Origin of the sequence: Streptomyces sp. NPDC012466 (assembly GCF_042955215.1) — a bacterium.
GTDB lineage: Bacteria > Actinomycetota > Actinomycetes > Streptomycetales > Streptomycetaceae > Streptomyces.
Genome location: NZ_JBIBEQ010000004.1, coordinates 614,633 through 630,995 on the forward strand (window position 1 = coordinate 614,633; position 16,363 = coordinate 630,995).

Sequence of the window (16,363 nt, forward strand, 5' to 3'; positions counted from 1 at the left end):
GCGAGCGCCTTCGGATGCCGGACTGTGCCGGTGAAGCCGACCACGGTGGCGTCGACTGTGTCCGCGTGCCTGACCTTCGCCCACACGGCCGGCCTTGTAGGACGACGGGAGCGGCTTGGCCACGATTCCCTCAACGCCGGTGCCTTCGAGCGTCTCGAGCCAGAGCAGGGCAGCGAGGCACACGTGCGCCTGATCGGTCGGCGCACCCGCCGGCGTGGCCCGTAATGATCACCAAGCCCGCGCCCGCACACGCTGCTACCTCCCCCTCGCGCCAAGAGACCCGCATAACCACGGAGCCCGAAGCCGCTTGGTTCAATCTGCGATTTTGGCTCGCGAATCGTGCGAAAAATATTGACGCAGTTCACCCGGACCTTATGATCCAGTCGATCGACACTTCGACCTGTGTTCGACATATCGAACACATCAGGGTCGCACCCCGTTGGATTCCGGACAGCCTCTGACGGGCGCACCGGTACCGCCAGTTCAAGGGATGACGAGGTTCGCATGCACCAGACGTAGTTTCAGCCGCAAACACCCGTCTGCGGTGCTCGTGGCTACCGTTGCCGCCCCGGCCGCCTTGGCGGCGACGCTCCCCGCCAGCCCCGCTCAGGCGGCCACCACCAGCGCCGTGCGCGGCCGCCGACATCCGCCCCGGCGCCTCCCGTCCGGGAACCTTCTCCACAGCCCCGACGGCACCAACTTCACCCGCCTGGGGCCCGTGTTCACCATGGGCGACACCTGGCAGTTCTTCATGGGCTGCCGCTTCGCCCTTACCAACTGCGCCACGCGGACACCCGGCGACTCCGTCCGCATCGCACGGTTCGCGCTGACCACACCCCGAGCTCGGCAACGTCCCTCTCCCCGCATCTGACCGGCTGCTCAGTCCCCGAGCCGCAGCACCAGGAAGGACCACACCGTGTCCAGTACCGACGTCCACAGGCCAATGGCTCCCCCGACCGCAGTGAGATCACCCGCCACCGGTACGAGACTCGCCCGGGCAACCTGGGTGCTGATCCTCATGTTGGCGTTCGCCGTCCTTCCTGCCGCGGTGCATCCCACGGCGGCCAGGGCCGACAACCCGATCGTGCAGAACGTCTACACCGCCGACCCCGCCCCGCTGGTGTACAACGGCCGGGTCTACCTCTACACCGGGCACGACGAGGACGGCTCCACCTCCTCCTTCGTGATGAAGGACTGGCGGGTGTATTCCTCCGCCGACATGGTCAACTGGACCGACCACGGCTCACCGCTCAGCCTGAACACCTTCAGCTGGGCGGGCGCCAACGCGTGGGCCGGCCAAGCCATCGAACGGAACGGCAAGTTCTACTGGTACGTACCGGTGACGGTCCGGGCGACCGGCGCATTCGCCATCGGCGTGGCGGTGGCGGACAGCCCCACCGGACCGTTCCGGGACGCCCTCGGCCACCCGCTGCTGGAGAACACCGAGTTCGACCCGACCGTCTTCATCGACGACGACGGTCAGGCCTACCTCTACTGGGGCAACCCCAACCTCTGGTACGTCAAGCTGAACGCCGACATGACCTCCTTCTCGGGCAGCCCCACCAAGATCCCGCTCACCACCTCGGGATTCGGCACCCGCACCGGCGACACCAACCGTCCCACGCTGTACGAAGAAGGGCCGTGGGCCTACAAGCGGAACGGTCTGTACTACCTGGTGTACGCGGCCAGGTGCTGCCAGGAGTTCATCGCCTACTCCACGGCACCCAGCCCGACCGGACCCTGGACCTACCGTGGAACAGTCATGCCCGCCCAGGGCAACAGCTTCACCAACCACGCGGGCATCGTGGACTTCAAGGGCAGTTCGTACTTCTTCTACCACAACGGCGCCCTCCCGGGCGGAGGCGGCTTCACCCGCTCGGTTGCGGTGGAGAAGTTCTCCTACAACGCCGACGGCAGCATTCCGACGATCAACATGACGAGCGCGGGTGCCCCGCAGGCCGGCTCGCTCGATCCGTACGTCCGCCAGGAGGCCGAGACGATCGCCTGGGGTTCCGGGATCGAGACCGAATGGAACAGTGAAGGCGGAATGGACGTCGGCTGGATCGAGAACGGCGACTACATCAAGGTCAAGGGAGTGGCCTTCGGGGCCGGCGCCTCCTCCTTCGCCGCACGCGTCGCCTCGGCCACCAGCGGCGGCACCCTCGAAGTGCGCCTGGACAGTCCGAGCGGGTCGATCGTGGGCCGGTGCGGTGTGCCGAACACCGGTGGCTGGCAGGCCTGGAGAACGGTGACCTGCCCAGTGAGCGGCGTGACGGGAACCCGTGACCTCTACCTGACGTTCAGCGGCGGCAGCGGCTTCTTGTTCAATGTCAACTGGTGGCAGTTCACCCGCGCCGCGTAACCGCACCGCGTTGACGTGCTCCTCGGGCTGAAGCCCGGGAATTCCGGCCTTCCCGTCCGTTGCTGTGCCGCTACGTGACACAGCAACGGGCGGGAATCCGTGGCTTCCTGCTTCGTCACGCTGTGCTGTGTTCCCGGCGCTGTCACGTTGGCTATGGCGTGGGAGGATCTTCGGGTTGATCCTGCTGGAGGGGTGCCCGTGGAGAGCAGGTCGCCGTTGTACAAGGGGCACCGCTACTCGGTCGAGGTCATCTCCCACTGCGTGTGGCTGTACTTCCGGTTCCCGCTCAGCTTCCGTGAGGTCGAGGAGCTGATGTTCGAGCGCGGGATCATCGTCTCGTACGAGACGATCCGCCGCTGGTGCGCCAAGTTCGGCCAGGCCTACGCGAACGGACTACGCCGTCGCCGGCCCCGGACCGGCGACAAGTGGCACCTTGACGAGGTCTTCATCAAGATCAACGGTGAGCTGTAGTACTTGTGGCGGGCCGTCGACCAGGACGGCAACGTACTCGACATCCTCGTACAGAACCGGCGGGACAAGGCCGCGGCCGGGCGCTTCTTCCGCCGCCTGATAAAGAAGACGCGCACGGTGCCGCGGGTGATCGTCACGGACAAGCTCCGCTCCTACGGCGCGGCCCACCGCGAGGCCATGCCTTCCGTCGAGCACCGCTCGCACAAGGGCCTGAACAACAGGGCGGAGAACAGCCACCAGCCCACCAGGCAGCGCGAACGGGCGATGAAGGGCTTCCGCTCCGTGGGCGGGGCCCAGCGGTTCCTGTCCGCGTTCAGCGGCATCTCGCCCCACTTCCGGCCCCGCCGTCATCTGATGCCCGCCCACGACTACCGAGCCGAGATGACCGTCCGCTTCGCCATCGGGGAGCAGATCACCGGCGTCGTCGGCCTTGCCACCGTGGCCTGAGCACAGGCCCAGCTCCCAAGCCCACCCTGCCCCCACGCGCCGTCAGGCAGTCACACACCCAACAACGTGACAACGCCCCAACGACGAATGGCTGGCTGAGGACGCGGGCAACGGCCGTGTCCGGCTCCTCAACCGCCACAGCGGTCTCTACCTCACCGCAGACGACGCCCAAGGCGACCAGTTGGAGCAACGCCCGTTCGACGGCGGCGACCACCAGATGTTCACCATCTCCTGAGAACCGTCCGTGTGCCCGGCCCTGACGCTCGCGTCAGGGCCGGGCACCTGTCGACGGGGACGTGCGGGAGGTGGTGTTAGCGCAGGGCGCCGGCCAGGAGGTGCGCGGTGTCCGCGATCAGCTTGTTCTCCGTCGTGGCGTCCTGGTCGAACTTGCGGGACATGATGGAGAGGACCAGCGGGCTGCCGTCCTCGGTCCAGGCGATACCCACGTTGTTGTTGGTGCCGTAGGAACCACCACCCGTCTTGTCCGCGACGGCCCACGAGGACGGCAGGCCCGCGCGCAGGCGGGTGCTGCTGGTCTGGTTGTGCAGCAGCCAGTGCGTGAGCAGCGCGCGGTCGGGCCGGCTGAGCGCGTCGCCGAGGACGAGCCGGGCGTAGGTGCGGCCGATCGCGCGCGGGCTGGTGGTGTCGGTGATCCGCCACGGCTCGCCCGAGTTCAGCTCCGTCTCCCACCGGTCCAGCCGGGTCACCGGGTCATCGAGGGAGCGGGCGAAACGGGTGATCGCCGTGGGGCCGCCCAGTTCGCGCAGGAGCAGATTGCCCGCGGTGTTGTCACTGTGGCGGATCGTGGCGTCGCACAGCTCGGCGATCGTCATGCCCGTGCCCAGGTGATCCCTTGTCACGTCCGAGTTCTCGAGGAGGTCGGCCGCCGTGTAGTGGATCCGGCGGGCCAGCACCTCGCCGTCGCGGTCCAGGTCGCGCAGCACCGCCGCGGCGGCGAGCGTCTTGAACAGCGAACAGATCGGGAAAAGCGTGTCGGCACGGTGCCGGATCGTTTCCCCGGTACGGACATTGTGGGCGTAGACCCCCAGCCGGGCCCCGTACCCCTCCTCCAGAGCGCGAAGACCGCCGGTGACACCGGCGGACGCGCGGGCGGGCGCGGTCGTGAGCAGGGCCGTCGCGGTGGCCGTACCGGCCACAAGCAGCATGCGCCGGCTCATAGCCGAGGCAAGAGGGCCGCTCGTCCGTAACATCACTCACTCCTTCATCAATGTGCGTCAGCAGTTCCGTCAGTGATCGACGCAGCGCCTCGCGCCCTGGTTGCATCCGACAGCAGCCACCAACGCCGCGGCTGGCCTGCCGTGGTCGGGCTGCTGATGGTCAGGGCGTGTCGCCGGAGTAGTAGAAGCGGCAGCTCACACCCGGGCCCGGTGTGCGGGGTTCGCCGGGGCGGGGGTCGTACAGGGCGCGGCCGCCGGGCCAGCGTCCAAGTTCGGGGGACAGGGCCACGCCGTCGTCGACTTCTTCGGTTCGCCACCCGTGGATGTCCAGCAGCAGACCGTCCACCGGTCCGCCGACCAGTTCGGCGTAGGTCCGGTGTGGGGGTCGTCGTGCTCCGCGCCGTAGACCCGGCCGTTCAGCAGCTGCTCGTCGCCGTTCATCCGACCAAGCCTTGCAGCCGCCACTGACAACGCGGGTTCTTCCAGGGTGTGGGACAGCCGGCCCAAGACCGTCCCGTGCATGCCAAGCCCCCGCTACCCTCCCCACCGCCGAGCCGTTGACCAGGACAAATACAGAAGTCCGGCTGGAGTACTAGTACTCCAGCCGTAGATCGTTATGTGCCCGGTCTTGAGGCTGTCTGCTGCTGGCGGAAACTCAGTTGGGTGTAGTTCTCCTCCAGGGAAGCCCTTGAGCTGGGAGAACGCTGGTTGACGGTGTGGGCGGGTGACAGCGGCCAGTTCGAATTTCCCACGTACGGCCAGTTCTGGTGTCACGGACGGTAGTCGGTGGAGGAACACAGATCGTGCTCCAGAGGTGGACGACGACCCATGCACCCGCCGAGCTGTGCGGACTGCGCACGGCGGGAGCGTCAGCCCCGAGATCCCGGGGGTGATGTCGGAGAACCGCCAGCCCCTGCGTCTTCGGTTGCCTAGGGTCGCGGGCATGTCACAGCAGAGCCGCGCCATCGTTGAGAACGCCTGGAAGGCGTTCGCGAGCCACGACACCGACCGGATCTCCGCGGTCTTCACCGAGGACGCCGAGTGGCTGGCGCCCCCGGGGAACGCTACTGCCGTCGCGCTGGAGGGCCCCAGCCATCTGGTCGGCAGGAAGGCGATCGTGCACTTCCTCGCCGAGGATTTTCCCCGCTTCTTCGTGCGCGACGTCGCCGTCACCTTTCACGGGTTCTACGCCGACGGCGAGCGGGTGGTCGTGGAAGAGACCATGACGGCGACTCTGGCCAACGGCAGCCGCTACGCGAACGACTACTGCTTCGTCTTCGAGCTTCGGGACGGATTGATCCACCGTGTCCGCGAGTACATGGACACAGCCCGCGGGCATCGCATGATCTTCGGCGAGGTTTCTCGGCCTGGCGACATGGGGGCAGCCGTCAACGAACAGTAGATCCGGATCGGCGGACCGACATTGGCTGAGCCCACGGCCGACCACCGACGCCCGCCAGCAGCAGTACAGCGGTGCGGGTGTCGAGACCGTTCACGTTGGACTCCAAGGCCGGATGAGACGCGGTCCGTCCGCGTCAGGACCGCACCTTGCGGTACGCGAGGGTTAGCCCTGCAACTCTCGCGAAAATTCGCACCCCGGCACAGGAAAACCCCAGCTCAGACGTCATGCCGCCCGGCCAGCTCCGAATGGTGCCCAGATGATTCCGCCTGGCCGACGGGGGTCTACGGACACGGTGGGCGGTTTACGTGGCGCGGGCGCAGCCGTCTGCGGCGGATCGGTGGTGCTGGAGAAGAGGCTGGCTACGGGAGGGGGGAGGGGCGGACCGGTTCGCCGTCGACCCCGCCGGAGTCGGGCCGGGCGCCGTACTACCGCCGTCGCGGATGCGGCCGCGTGAGGAGACCGCACCGCCGGCCGTGGTCGAGGGGGAGCAGCCGCTGCCGCGATGTGGCTGGTGCCGTCGAGCTGGTCAGCCCTGCAGCTCCATGAATGCGACCCGTCCGGCCGATTGAAGAGTTGGGTGGTGAACAACCGTCGCCCGTTGAGCACCGGACCCCACCCCGCCCAGGAGCAGTCGCCACGGACGCACGGGTGACAGTCCAGGGTCCGCCACAGCCGTTCGGCCTCTGCCTGGCGAACCTGTGGCCCTGACCCCTGACCATGCCGCGGGACCTCACCCTGGGGCGAAGACCCTGAGCGTCCCGCTCGCCGTACCGGCGAGACCGCTAAAGGCACGGCGGGGGACCGTGGATGGTCGGCGGAGCGCGCCTGGCGTCCCTTGGTGTCCTCCCCGCCGACGCGGGGGTGTTCCGATCCCTCGGTACGGGTCGGTCCGCGCCTTCCCGCTCGACCCACTGCGTGAGGGCTGCCAGGCCGCGCTGGAACGCCGCCTGTGCCTTGCTCGGGCCCTTCGTCGCACGCGCCGCCGCCGGGACGGCCTGGTCGGGCTGTACGCCCAGCGCGGTCAGCCGCTCCTGCTGCTCGGGCAGGAGCTGCGCCCAGGTGCCCGGGTCCTGCTGCCGCCACCTCAAGGTGCCGATGTCATCGCCGTCGAACGTGACGCCCGGCGCGATGTAGGGCAGGGCGCCGTCGGCGTCGACCAGGTCCGCCAGGACGCGGTAGTGGCGCTGCCAGTTGAGCGGCCACGGGCAGCTCCAGTCCGGGTCGATCTCCGCCAGCTGCGCCGCGCGCTGCTCCGCGCGCTTCGGGTCCTTGCCCAGGCCGCCCTTCCGCCGGAGGTTCGCCATGTGCTGCCCGATGGGCACCATTGCCTCGCCCTCGCCCCACACCGCGTCCTGACGCGGCGCGAGATGCCCGGTCGCCCGCCGGTACGAGCGGAGCGCGGCGAGCTTGCCCTCCCACGCCTCCTCGCCCGGCTCCCACACCATCCCGGCCTCCGGGGCGTCGAGCAGCTCCTTGCGGTGCGGATCGAGCTCACCGGCGCGCAGCGTCTTGCGCTGCTGGTGCACCCACCGCCCCAGCGGGAAGTCCTTGGTGACGCCGACCTCGACCTCGGTGTCGTACGGGACGGCGTACAGGCCGGTGATGCCGTTCTCCTTGCGCCAGCGGAGGAGGGCTTGGTAGCCCGCCCTCGAGCCACACCAGCGGTGACGCGGCCGACCTTCGTCAGGTCTGCGCGCCGGGCGAACGGGTCGACCGGAAGTGTCCGGTCCTTGGCGGCGTGGTTCGTGAATGCGCTCTCGGCGCTGGGGCCGCTGGCGGTGAAGCGGAAGACCATGGGGTCCAGGTGCATGGCGAACCTCGCAAGAGTGGGCGCCGTGTAGCCGTCGGCGCACAGGGCAAGCCGACGTTGCGAAGTCGGCGAACGGGCCTGCCGAAGAGAACACCTTGTGCCCGAGAGGCGGTAGCCGTCGCCGTCAGGGATCGCGACGGTGCGCATGGAGCGCACATCGGAGCCCGCGTCGGTCTCCGTGAGGGAGAAGCAGCAGGCGCGTTCGCCGCGGAGCAGGGGCAGTAGGGAGGTGTCCAGTTGGTGCCGGGTGGCGTGCTTGAGGATGTCGCCAGCGCGCAGCGGGCCGCCCATGTCCCCGAGCACGCTGTGCGAGAGAACGCGCCCACTGGCGCCGATCTCCTCCTTCAGGGCTGCCAGTTGGGTGTACGAGAGGTTCTGCCCGCCGGACGGCGCTGTCACGTTGACTGTGGGATGATCTTCGGGTTGATCACGCTGGAGGGGCCGTACGTGGAGAGCACGCCGCCGTCGTACAAGGGCCACCGGTACCCGGTCGAGGTCATCTCCCACTGCGTGTGGCTGTATCACCGCTTCCCGCTCAGCTTCCGCGATGTTGAGGAGCTCATGCTCGAGCGCGGGATCGTCGTCTCCTACGAGACGATCCGCCGCTGGTGCGCCAAGTTCGGGCAGACCTACGCCAATGCGCTGCGCCGCAGGCAGCCCCAGGCAGGAGACAAGTGGCACCTGGACGAGGTCTTCATCAAGATCAACGGGCGGTTGCAGTACCTGTGGCGGGCCGTCGACCAAGACGGGAACGTCCTCGACATCCTCGTGCAGAACCGGCGGGACACGGCTGCGACCAGGCGCTTCTTCCGCCGTCTTCTCACAAGAACCCGCACGGTGCCGAGGGTGATCGTCACCGACAAGCTGCGCTCCTACGGCGCGGCCCACCGCGAGGTCATACCCTCCGTCGAACATCGGCAGTCGCAGTACCTGAACAACCGGGCCGAGAACAGCCACCAGCCCACCAGGCAACGCGAACGCGCGATGAAGGGCTTCCGCAGCGTCGGCGCAGCCCAGCGGTTCCTGTCCGCCTTCAGCGGCATCTCGCCCCACTTCCGCCCCCGACGGCACCTGATGAACGCCCCCGACCACCGCACCGAGATGACCACCCGCTTCGCAATCTGGGACCAGATCACCGGCACCGTCGGCCAGTCCACCGCAGCTTGAATCAAGACTGAAGGCCTGGGAGCCACACTCTGGCACCACGTCAGATACCCACGTGCCCAACAACGTGACAGCGCCGCCGCTCCGGGTGAGGTCTTTCAGATCATCAAGGCGCCTAGGTGGAGGCCGACAAGGTAGCTGTCTGAGGTCTCGTCGTATGGGGTACGGGCAGCGGCGCGTCGGCTGGGTCGCGCAGTGCCGCGAGGGCTACGTCAACGACCAGGGGCAGGAGGCGTCGCTGGTCGCGGTAACCGCCCGCTCCAACCGCAGCAAGGCCGACCAGGACCCCGCCCAGTGGCTTTCGCCCGGGGCTGACGTGCACTGCCACTACGTGGGGGAGTGGGTGGCCACCCAGCTGCGCTGGAATCTGACCGTGGACGAGACCGAGCTGGCGGCGCTGCGGAGCTGGCCGGCAACTGCCCGCTGCAGAGCGTCACCTACGGGCCGGCCGAGTAGGCAGTGAGCCTCAGTGCTGCGGGGTGAGTTCTTGGCGCACGTCCAGGTAACAACGCAGCCGCACACCGGGCTCGCCCGGCACCCGGGTTGTCCTATCCGTCGTCGCGGTCGCCCAGCGCCCGGCGAGCAGCTCCTGGACGGCGAACGCGGTCTGGTCGTCGCACGCCGCAACCTCGACGACGGCCAGGCCCGGCTGCGCCACATGCGCTTCGTTGATCGGTTTCATGCCCGGCATGACGAGGCCCTACCGGTGCAGGTTCCGTCCACCACGTCGTTTCGCTCGACCGAGCACGCGCAGGCCAATGCCGGCGCTGGGGGGGGGGCGCCTTCTGACGGCCACGGTGACGCCCCCGGCCCTGCAGGGCCGGGGGCGCCGCCGTCGCGTCAGTGCGTCGACGAGGTTCTCAGCTCTGCGGCTCCTGCCGGTCATCGGTGCCCGTGCCCGTGCCCGTGCCCGTGACCGCCACCGTGGCGGTGGTGGCCCCAGGAGGCGTCGTCGATGAAGCGGCCGCGGTCGTTGCGCAGGGTGGCGGTGTCGGAGCGGTTGTCCCAGACGTAGTGGCGGCGGTCCTGGTAGAGGTCGGTGCTGCGGTCGAGGCCGATGCCGGTGTGGATGCGGACGGTGGCGCGGCCCTCGAGGCGGTAGTGGTCGAAGGTGCTTCTTGGCATGAGGCTGGGGGAAGTGGAACGACTCCGGGGTGAGTTATCGGAGTTCGTTGCCGATGTGTTCGCCTCGGTGCCGCGGCGGGATCAGCGGCGGTGGGGCGAGCCCAGTCTTACTGCACACCGGGCGTGAGCTCAATGCGCACACCCTCGCCTTCCCTGAGGATGAAGACGTGGTCGGTTCGCGCCCGCCAGCCGATGGGCACGGCGTAGTAACGCCCGGCGCGCTCCACAATGAGCCGCAGGCCCTCGTAGCGGTGGCGAAAGTGGACGCCCGCACCGAGATCCCGGTGGCGCAGGCCGGGCGCCCACGACGAGAGGCCGAGTGACTGGGTGCTGTGGACCACCAGACCGGTGCGCAGAGTTACGTTGCGCGCGTCGTTCCTGGCGTTCCGTTCGCCGAGTTGGCCGGAGACAAGGGTGACTGCCCAGAGCAGGAACAATCCGGCGGCCAGAACGAGCGCAGCCATCTGCCACGGGCTCCTCGGGCGGCTCAGGCCAGCCTGCCGTACCACTCCGAGCACCAGGCCGAAACCGACGAGGAGGGGTCCCACCCAGCGGTACGGCAGAAGCACCTGCCACTGCCACCACAGCACGAGCAGAAGCAAGCCCGCGGCCACGACGATCAGATAGTGGCGGGCCAGAGCCGACGCCCCCCGTCCGGCGCTGCGCATCAGGACGTGGAGTCCCATTTGCGGCTGATGTCCGGCGATCGCCACGACGAAGCACAGCGCGGCGGCGCCCACAAGAACCGGAAACGTCACCAAGTGCAGGCTGTGCAAAACGAATTCACCGAAGCCGAAGCCGAGCGCAAACGGGGAGAGGTGGAAGTAACCGTAGTACGCGCCTGTGTAGATCACCCCCACGTAGAACATCAGCGCGGCGATGAACGACGCTTGCGCGACCACGATGTTGATCAGCGCCGTCGGGGGCGTCCCGGCTGGCGGGTCTGTGCGTTCGAGCCCCACTGAAGAACGGGGCCCTGGTTCGTTCACGTACCGTCCGGTGATGGCGGGCACTCCGGATCACCGGGGCAGGCCGGAGGCGGAGTGTCTTCAGGCGGAGTGATGTCCGCGCCTCCGTCATCCGAGGGGCCCGTGTTCGACGGCACGGGGGCGGGCGGAGGGATCGACTCGCCACTGTAGGAAGAAGAACTGCCGGAAGGCGACGGCGAGGGGGACGGCGACGTCGGTGACGGCGAGGGTGACGGCGACGTCAGGGTGGAGCTTGGCCGCGAAGGAGTGGGGCTCTCCTCAGTGTCTTCTGCCCCTCCTCCCGAACCGCACGCTGCGACGAGCCCGAGGACCGCCGCAAACACGCTCACGCGGGCCGTCAAGCCAGGGCTGTACCTCATGCCGTCTCCCCGCAGTGCTTCACCGTGTTCTGCCTATGCAGTCAGCAGGCGACCGTAGCCCCGATCTGTCCATCGCCAGAGGAGCCTGACGCCGGCAGCGGCCTGTACCACCCGATCGGAGCAACATCGGGCTGCGACTGTCCGCTTGAGCGGCAAGGGCGCGAGCAGGCAAGGGGCCTCCCGGCATGCTGACACCTCTCTCCCTTCCCCTGTGATGTCGGCGAAGGGGAAGACCAGCGAGGTGCGCCTCTTCGAGCTCGACAACGGCACCATGTCCCAGGCCCGCCTCGCACGTGAGGTCTGGGACTACGAGCGCTACGCCGGGTACCACGTCTGGGAAGGCGTCCGCGGCACGAATGGCACCACGTTTCCCCTTCTGGCAGCGTCACCGCTACACCCGCTCCAAGACCTTCCCGCGGCTCCACGTCGTCCTGGCGGGCAAGGAGGAGCACCTGCTCGACAACCGCCTCCAGGCGCTCGCCGCCGACGTGAAGGGCATCACCGTCGCGGTCTGGGTGAACACCCTGCCCCGGCTGAAGCGCGGCGAGCCCTTGTACGAAAACGGCGTCGATGACCCGGACCGGCGCCGCGCCCGATACCCCGAACCGGCAGGGCGCTGACGGCAGCACAGCTCGCCCAGCACGCACGGCCGACCGGAAACCTCGCCCGTTCGAGGGAATGGGCGACTCGTGGCTTCGACCGGTCCGGCTGAGCCGGTTATCATCCTGCCCGGCTAGTGGCGTCCTGCCGATCACCGGCCGCTTTCGGAGCCACGCCGCCGGACGCGGAGGTCAAGGTCCTGCGGGGCCCGCCCCTTCCCGTTCTTGGGTTCCGTTGTCTCCACGGCAGTCGTACGAGCCTGCGCCGGGGGCGTGGCCCGGCACGGCCAAGGAGTACGTCATGCCGAAGAACCAGTCCACCGCCGCGCAGAGCGCCCGCCGGGCGAGCCAGAACGGGAACAAGCACACCGAAGCCCTGCGCCGCGCCACGACCGGCGATGTGCCGCACGCACCGCACGTCCTGCGGTTCCTGGCTGAGCGCTCGGGGAACCTTTACCACCTGGCCGGCGGGATCGCGGCGGCTTGGGCGCACAGCGGACAGCGGGTCCTGCTCCTCGAGGAAGCCGAGGACTACTGGCGTGACGCGCCCGCTTTCGAGACGGTCATGGCCCGCATCCGGGTGCCCAGAATCGGCCCCGGCCGTCCCCGGACCCGCCCGGCCATGGTCCTGGCCAGCCGCGCCTACTCATCCCGCGCGATCCGTGGCCACTGCGTCGCGCAGATCCGCGCAGTCATCCGCAACCGTCGGACCAGATCGCCCACCGTCTGCGTCGGGGCCGCCAAGGCGGCCGCCCGTCCGGCTTCGACGCGGATTCCTACAAGCAGCGCATCACCGTCGAGCGGTGCATCAACGGCCTCAAGCAGTGACGCGGCCTGGCCACACGAACCGACAAACTCGCCATCGCCTACCAGGCCGCACTCCACCTCGCCGCCATCCTCATCTGGACACGGCACTGACCAAGGAGACAGCTAAGAGGCCCTAACGAAAGTTGTTGATCAAGTGACCGTCGGCTTGTCTGCTCGTTGGTCGAGTCGTGGGGAAACGTCAGTCGCGGCCGTGGATCGTGTCGGACGAACTGTCGCTCATCGAGCCGTTGCTGCCCGAGCCAGGGCCGAAGCTGGTGGCGGGCCGGCCGCGAGTGCCGGACCGGCAGGCCCTGTGTGGGATCCTGTTCGTGCTGCACACCGGCATCCAGTGGGAGTACCTGCCACAGGAGCTGGGCTTTGGTTCGGGTATGACGTGCTGGCGACGCCTGGCCGCCTGGAACGAGGCCGACGTGTGGGACCAGCTGCACTTGGTGTTGCTGAAGAAGCTGCGGTCGGCGAAGCAGCTGGACTGGTCGCGGGCGGTGATCGACTCCTCCCACGTGCGGGCGGCCCGCAGGGGCCCAAAAGCGGTCCCAGCCCGGTCGACCGCGCACGGCCGGGCAGCAAACACCACGTCCTTGTCGATGGCCAGGGCGTCCCGCTCGCGGTGTCGCTGACCGGTGGGAACCGTAACGACGTCACCCAACTCCTGCCCCTGCTGGACAAGGTCCCACCCGTGGCTGGCGTCGTCGGACGGCCACGCAGACGGCCGGACATGCTCTTCGCTGACCGCGGCTACGACCACGACAAGTACCGGCGGCTGCTGTGGAAACGCGGTATCCGGCCCCTGATCGCCGAACCCGGGCAGCCGCACGGCTCGGGCCTGGGCATCTTCCGCTGGGTCGTCGAGCGGACGATCTCCTGGCTGCACGGCTTCCGCCGCCTGCGGATCCGCTGGGAGAGACGCGACGACATCCACGAAGCCTTCCTCGGCCTCGCCACCTGCCTCATCACCCACCGCTACGTCCAACGCCTTTGTTAGGACCTCTAAGAAGCCGTTGCCATATCGATCACAGAGTCCGTCGATCGAACGGGAGTCCCGATCGGTTGATCGCGGGCCCTGCCCGGCATGAGAGCAGGGCTTGGCGGTACGGGGAGAATTCGGGGGAGCGGACGGCCGCGCGCTGCTACGGTCGGGCGCCATGAGCTGGCTTCCCGATGACTTCGTCCACCCCGTCCTGGTACGGCTGCCGGGCGGTGGTCATCACCTGCGGCCGATCCGGGAGGCGGACACCCCGCTCGACTATCCGGCTGTGATGGGTTCGCGCGAGCGGCTGTGGACCATCTTCGGCCCGGCCTGGGGCTGGCCCGCGGCCACCATGACCTACGAGGCCGACCAGGCCGACCTGTTGCGGCACGAGAAGGAGATCGCCGCACACCAGTCTTTCAACTACGCGCTGTTCGACGCGGCGGAGACAGCTCTGCTCGGCTGCGTCTACATCGACCCGCCGGAGAGGGCCGGCGCCGACGGCGAGATCTCCTGGTGGGTGGTGGACGAGCTGGTGGGCAGCAAGGTCGAGCAAGCCCTCGACACGCTGGTGCCGCAGTGGATCGCCGCCGACTGGCCGTTCGAGCGGCCGCGTTTCCTCGGGCGCGAGATCTCCTGGTCGGACTGGCTCGCCCTGCCGGAACATCCCGACGCGTAAGCAGCTGCTGTCGTAATGCTCTTGGGACTTGGTGATCGAACAGACGCCTCGAATGGGTAGTCGTCGGGTGCTCGGTGCATGCGAGGAGGGCCTCCTGAACAGCTCGCTGGTATCGAATCACCGAGCATCAGGAGGCCCTGGTGTCGCAGTCTTGTGCGCCGATGCCCGTGCAGTCCACCGCGGGCACCCGGGAGTGTGACTGTCTGGCTCACCGGTTCGGAAACGCGGCCGACAATCCCCTGCGTGAGCGCCGGTATCCGACCGACATGTCGGTCGCGGAGTGGGCGAGAGTACGGCCGTTGCTGCCGGTGCCGGGCTGGATGCGGGGCCGAGGCGGGCAGCCGGAGGCGTACTGCCACCCCGCGATGCTGGACGCGATCGGCTATCTCGTGGATAACGGCATCAAGTGGCGGGCCATGCCGGCCGACTTCCCACCGTGGGACCGGGTTTATGCGTTCTTCCGCCGCTGGCGCGACCACGACCTGGTCCGGGAGTTCCATGACCGGCTGCGCGGGCAGGTCCGGGAGAGGGCAGGACGCGATGCCCTGCCGACGGCTGGCGTGATTGATTCGCAATCGGTCAAGGCGCTGTGGTTGGCGCCGGCAGCCGTGGCTTCGACGGCGGCAAGCTGGTCAACGGACGCAAGCGGCACGTCGTGGTCGACACCCTCGGCCTGCTGCTGGGCGTGATGGTCACCGCTGCGGATGTGGGCGATCGGGCGGCCGCCCATGTGCTGCTGGAACGGGTGGCCACCGCCCACCATCGCCTGGCCCTGGTCTGGGCCGACGGCGGCTACACCGGCAGCCTCCTCGAGCACCGCCTAGCCGCGTTCGCCCTGGTTGTGGCGATCGTCAAGCGCAGCGACAGCGTGAAGGGGTTCGTGGTGCTGCCCAAGCGGTGGATCGTCGAGCGTCTTTTCGCGCACCTGATGCGAAGCCGCCGTCTGGTCCGCGACTTCGAGCGTCATATCGCCAGCGCCGAGGCGATGATCAGCTGGTCGATGATCGCTCCTATGATCCGTCGTCTGGCCCGGCCGCACCGGGGGCGAGGGTGAACCGGCCGGGAGTGGGCTCGGCCAGCCAGCCCCGGGCGACCAGGCGTTTCGCCTTCGACCGCAATGCCTCCACCCGCGCCGGCACCACGTCCATACCGAACACCGCGGCCATTTCCTGGCAGGTCAGCGGTCCTTGCCCAAGACGGACACGGTCCGCGACTGCTTGAAGAACGCGCTGGTAGTCGAGCGACAGCACCGAGGAGGCCATCCCCGCACGCCGCACCGGCACCAGCGATTTCGGTCTGGCCGCGTCACAGGACACCGGCTGCCTGACCACCTCCCGAGGACCGGCCACGGCCCGAGGTCTGGCGTCAGCGGCACCGTCCGGAGCCAGAACCGTATCGACCCGCCGCCGGGCGATCACCCACTCCTGCCATTCCTCCTCGGCCGCGGCCAACTCGGCATGGACACGGTCCGCCTCCTCACGCAGGCCATCCACCCGACGCCGAGCAGCGAGCTCGCGGTGTTCCAGTAGTCCAACGACTGACGGCATTCGAGACCTCCCGTGGAGTGACGACCTGACAGGCCACTACTCCCAAGGGCCTACCGCATACATCCGTGACCAGCGGAAACCCGTCGATCACACCCGGAAAGACAACAGCTTCTAAACTGCTCCCGATTTGATCAACTCACCGCGGTGTTGCAACAACCCCTGGAATTCGCCCCACGAGACCGACCACACTCAGAGGACCGAACATGCCTGAGCCAGGCCGGCGGATGGCTCGACCACGGGAGAGACCCGGTGTCCAGTGCAACAAGCCGTAGCCGTGCTGCCTGCAAACGGTCAAGAGCCTGCGGGACCGGAGGGAGGGTCTTCCCTCTGCCCTGCGCCGGGTGGCCTGCTGCGGTTTCCCTCTTCTGTCTCGCTGCTGAGGAGGACGTTGAGCACGGTGATGACCGCTATGCCCACGAGCACCGCAATCCCCACC

Annotated in this window: 14 protein-coding genes and 7 pseudogenes; 13 read left to right on the forward strand and 8 right to left on the reverse strand. The window is 68.4% G+C overall.

The annotated features are described in order from the left end of the window. Positions 1-632: 632 nt before the first annotated feature. A pseudogene (locus ACFY9E_RS18715) lies at positions 633-871 on the forward strand (hypothetical protein); the annotation flags it as partial. 8 nt (positions 872-879) lie between these two features. Here the strand turns inward: ACFY9E_RS18715 and ACFY9E_RS18720 are convergent. Beyond that, complete coding sequence (locus ACFY9E_RS18720) at positions 880-1,020, reverse strand: hypothetical protein (RefSeq protein ID WP_390984951.1); 141 nt, start codon at positions 1,018-1,020, stop codon at positions 880-882. On the opposite strand from ACFY9E_RS18720, the gene ACFY9E_RS18725 reads away from it, so the two are divergent. The 3 genes and pseudogenes from ACFY9E_RS18725 to ACFY9E_RS18735 all read left to right on the forward strand — a co-directional run bounded on the left by ACFY9E_RS18725 (position 1,019) and on the right by ACFY9E_RS18735 (position 3,515). After that, positions 1,019-2,362, forward strand: coding sequence for a family 43 glycosylhydrolase (locus ACFY9E_RS18725; protein WP_390984954.1), 1,344 nt, complete (start codon positions 1,019-1,021; stop codon positions 2,360-2,362). The genes ACFY9E_RS18720 and ACFY9E_RS18725 overlap by 2 nt on opposite strands. A 153-nt stretch (positions 2,363-2,515) precedes the next feature. After that, a pseudogene (locus ACFY9E_RS18730) lies at positions 2,516-3,280 on the forward strand (IS6 family transposase). Between the two features lie 91 nt (positions 3,281-3,371). Beyond that, entirely contained in the window at positions 3,372-3,515 is a 144-nt protein-coding gene (locus ACFY9E_RS18735; protein WP_390985139.1) for an RICIN domain-containing protein, read from the forward strand. Positions 3,516-3,591: 76 nt separating this feature from the next. Here ACFY9E_RS18735 and bla read toward each other — a convergent pair whose 3' ends face one another. Both bla and ACFY9E_RS18745 read right to left on the reverse strand, forming a co-directional pair. Then, on the reverse strand, positions 3,592-4,446 hold the full coding sequence (gene bla, locus ACFY9E_RS18740; RefSeq protein WP_390984957.1) for a class A beta-lactamase: 855 nt from the start codon (positions 4,444-4,446) through the stop codon (positions 3,592-3,594). Between the two features lie 172 nt (positions 4,447-4,618). Further along, positions 4,619-4,899: pseudogene (locus ACFY9E_RS18745) on the reverse strand (hypothetical protein). Between the two features lie 502 nt (positions 4,900-5,401). Here ACFY9E_RS18745 and ACFY9E_RS18750 point away from each other — a divergent pair. Further along, positions 5,402-5,860 carry a nuclear transport factor 2 family protein gene (locus tag ACFY9E_RS18750; protein WP_390984959.1) on the forward strand — a complete coding sequence of 153 codons (459 nt, stop codon included), beginning with the start codon at positions 5,402-5,404 and terminating at the stop codon, positions 5,858-5,860. Positions 5,861-6,732: 872 nt separating this feature from the next. On the opposite strand, the pseudogene ACFY9E_RS18755 reads toward ACFY9E_RS18750, so the two are convergent. Next, positions 6,733-7,503: pseudogene (locus ACFY9E_RS18755) on the reverse strand (helicase associated domain-containing protein); the annotation flags it as partial. 578 nt (positions 7,504-8,081) lie between these two features. On the opposite strand from ACFY9E_RS18755, the gene ACFY9E_RS18760 reads away from it, so the two are divergent. Next, positions 8,082-8,837, forward strand: coding sequence for an IS6 family transposase (locus ACFY9E_RS18760; protein ID WP_390984962.1), 756 nt, complete (start codon positions 8,082-8,084; stop codon positions 8,835-8,837). Positions 8,838-9,018: 181 nt separating this feature from the next. Continuing rightward, positions 9,019-9,290, forward strand: a pseudogene (locus tag ACFY9E_RS18765) (HNH endonuclease); the annotation flags it as partial. A gap of 10 nt (positions 9,291-9,300) precedes the next feature. Here ACFY9E_RS18765 and ACFY9E_RS18770 read toward each other — a convergent pair. From ACFY9E_RS18770 to ACFY9E_RS18780, 3 genes and pseudogenes are all read right to left on the reverse strand, one after another. Continuing rightward, on the reverse strand, positions 9,301-9,516 hold the full coding sequence (locus ACFY9E_RS18770) for a DUF6207 family protein (protein WP_390984965.1): 216 nt from the start codon (positions 9,514-9,516) through the stop codon (positions 9,301-9,303). 200 nt (positions 9,517-9,716) lie between these two features. Further along, a pseudogene (locus ACFY9E_RS18775) lies at positions 9,717-9,947 on the reverse strand (lamin tail domain-containing protein); the annotation flags it as partial. 119 nt (positions 9,948-10,066) lie between these two features. Further along, complete coding sequence (locus tag ACFY9E_RS18780) at positions 10,067-10,921, reverse strand: hypothetical protein (protein ID WP_390984968.1); 855 nt, start codon at positions 10,919-10,921, stop codon at positions 10,067-10,069. A 742-nt stretch (positions 10,922-11,663) separates the two neighbouring features. On the opposite strand from ACFY9E_RS18780, the gene ACFY9E_RS18785 reads away from it, so the two are divergent. The 6 genes and pseudogenes from ACFY9E_RS18785 to ACFY9E_RS18810 all read left to right on the forward strand — a co-directional run bounded on the left by ACFY9E_RS18785 (position 11,664) and on the right by ACFY9E_RS18810 (position 15,434). Then, complete coding sequence (locus ACFY9E_RS18785) at positions 11,664-11,927, forward strand: hypothetical protein (RefSeq protein WP_390985157.1); 264 nt, start codon at positions 11,664-11,666, stop codon at positions 11,925-11,927. 280 nt (positions 11,928-12,207) lie between these two features. After that, a pseudogene (locus ACFY9E_RS18790) lies at positions 12,208-12,824 on the forward strand (hypothetical protein). A gap of 104 nt (positions 12,825-12,928) precedes the next feature. After that, a protein-coding gene (locus ACFY9E_RS18795; protein ID WP_390985140.1) for an IS5 family transposase occupies positions 12,929-13,716 on the forward strand; the annotation gives its coding sequence in 2 pieces (ribosomal slippage) (positions 12,929-13,247 and positions 13,247-13,716; 789 coding nt in all). 160 nt (positions 13,717-13,876) lie between these two features. Continuing rightward, positions 13,877-14,380: an N-acetyltransferase gene (locus tag ACFY9E_RS18800; protein ID WP_390984971.1), complete on the forward strand. Its 504-nt coding sequence runs from the start codon at positions 13,877-13,879 to the stop codon at positions 14,378-14,380. A 161-nt stretch (positions 14,381-14,541) separates the two neighbouring features. Beyond that, positions 14,542-15,069 carry a transposase gene (locus ACFY9E_RS18805; RefSeq protein WP_390984973.1) on the forward strand — a complete coding sequence of 176 codons (528 nt, stop codon included), beginning with the start codon at positions 14,542-14,544 and terminating at the stop codon, positions 15,067-15,069. Beyond that, positions 15,036-15,434 (forward strand): transposase, encoded by a 399-nt coding sequence (locus ACFY9E_RS18810; protein WP_390984975.1) that lies wholly within the window; start codon positions 15,036-15,038, stop codon positions 15,432-15,434. The genes ACFY9E_RS18805 and ACFY9E_RS18810 overlap by 34 nt, the downstream gene beginning before the upstream one ends. Here ACFY9E_RS18810 and ACFY9E_RS18815 read toward each other — a convergent pair. Next, complete coding sequence (locus ACFY9E_RS18815; RefSeq protein WP_390984978.1) at positions 15,391-15,927, reverse strand: hypothetical protein; 537 nt, start codon at positions 15,925-15,927, stop codon at positions 15,391-15,393. The two genes, ACFY9E_RS18810 and ACFY9E_RS18815, sit on opposite strands and share 44 nt — an antisense overlap. Positions 15,928-16,363: the final 436 nt, after the last annotated feature.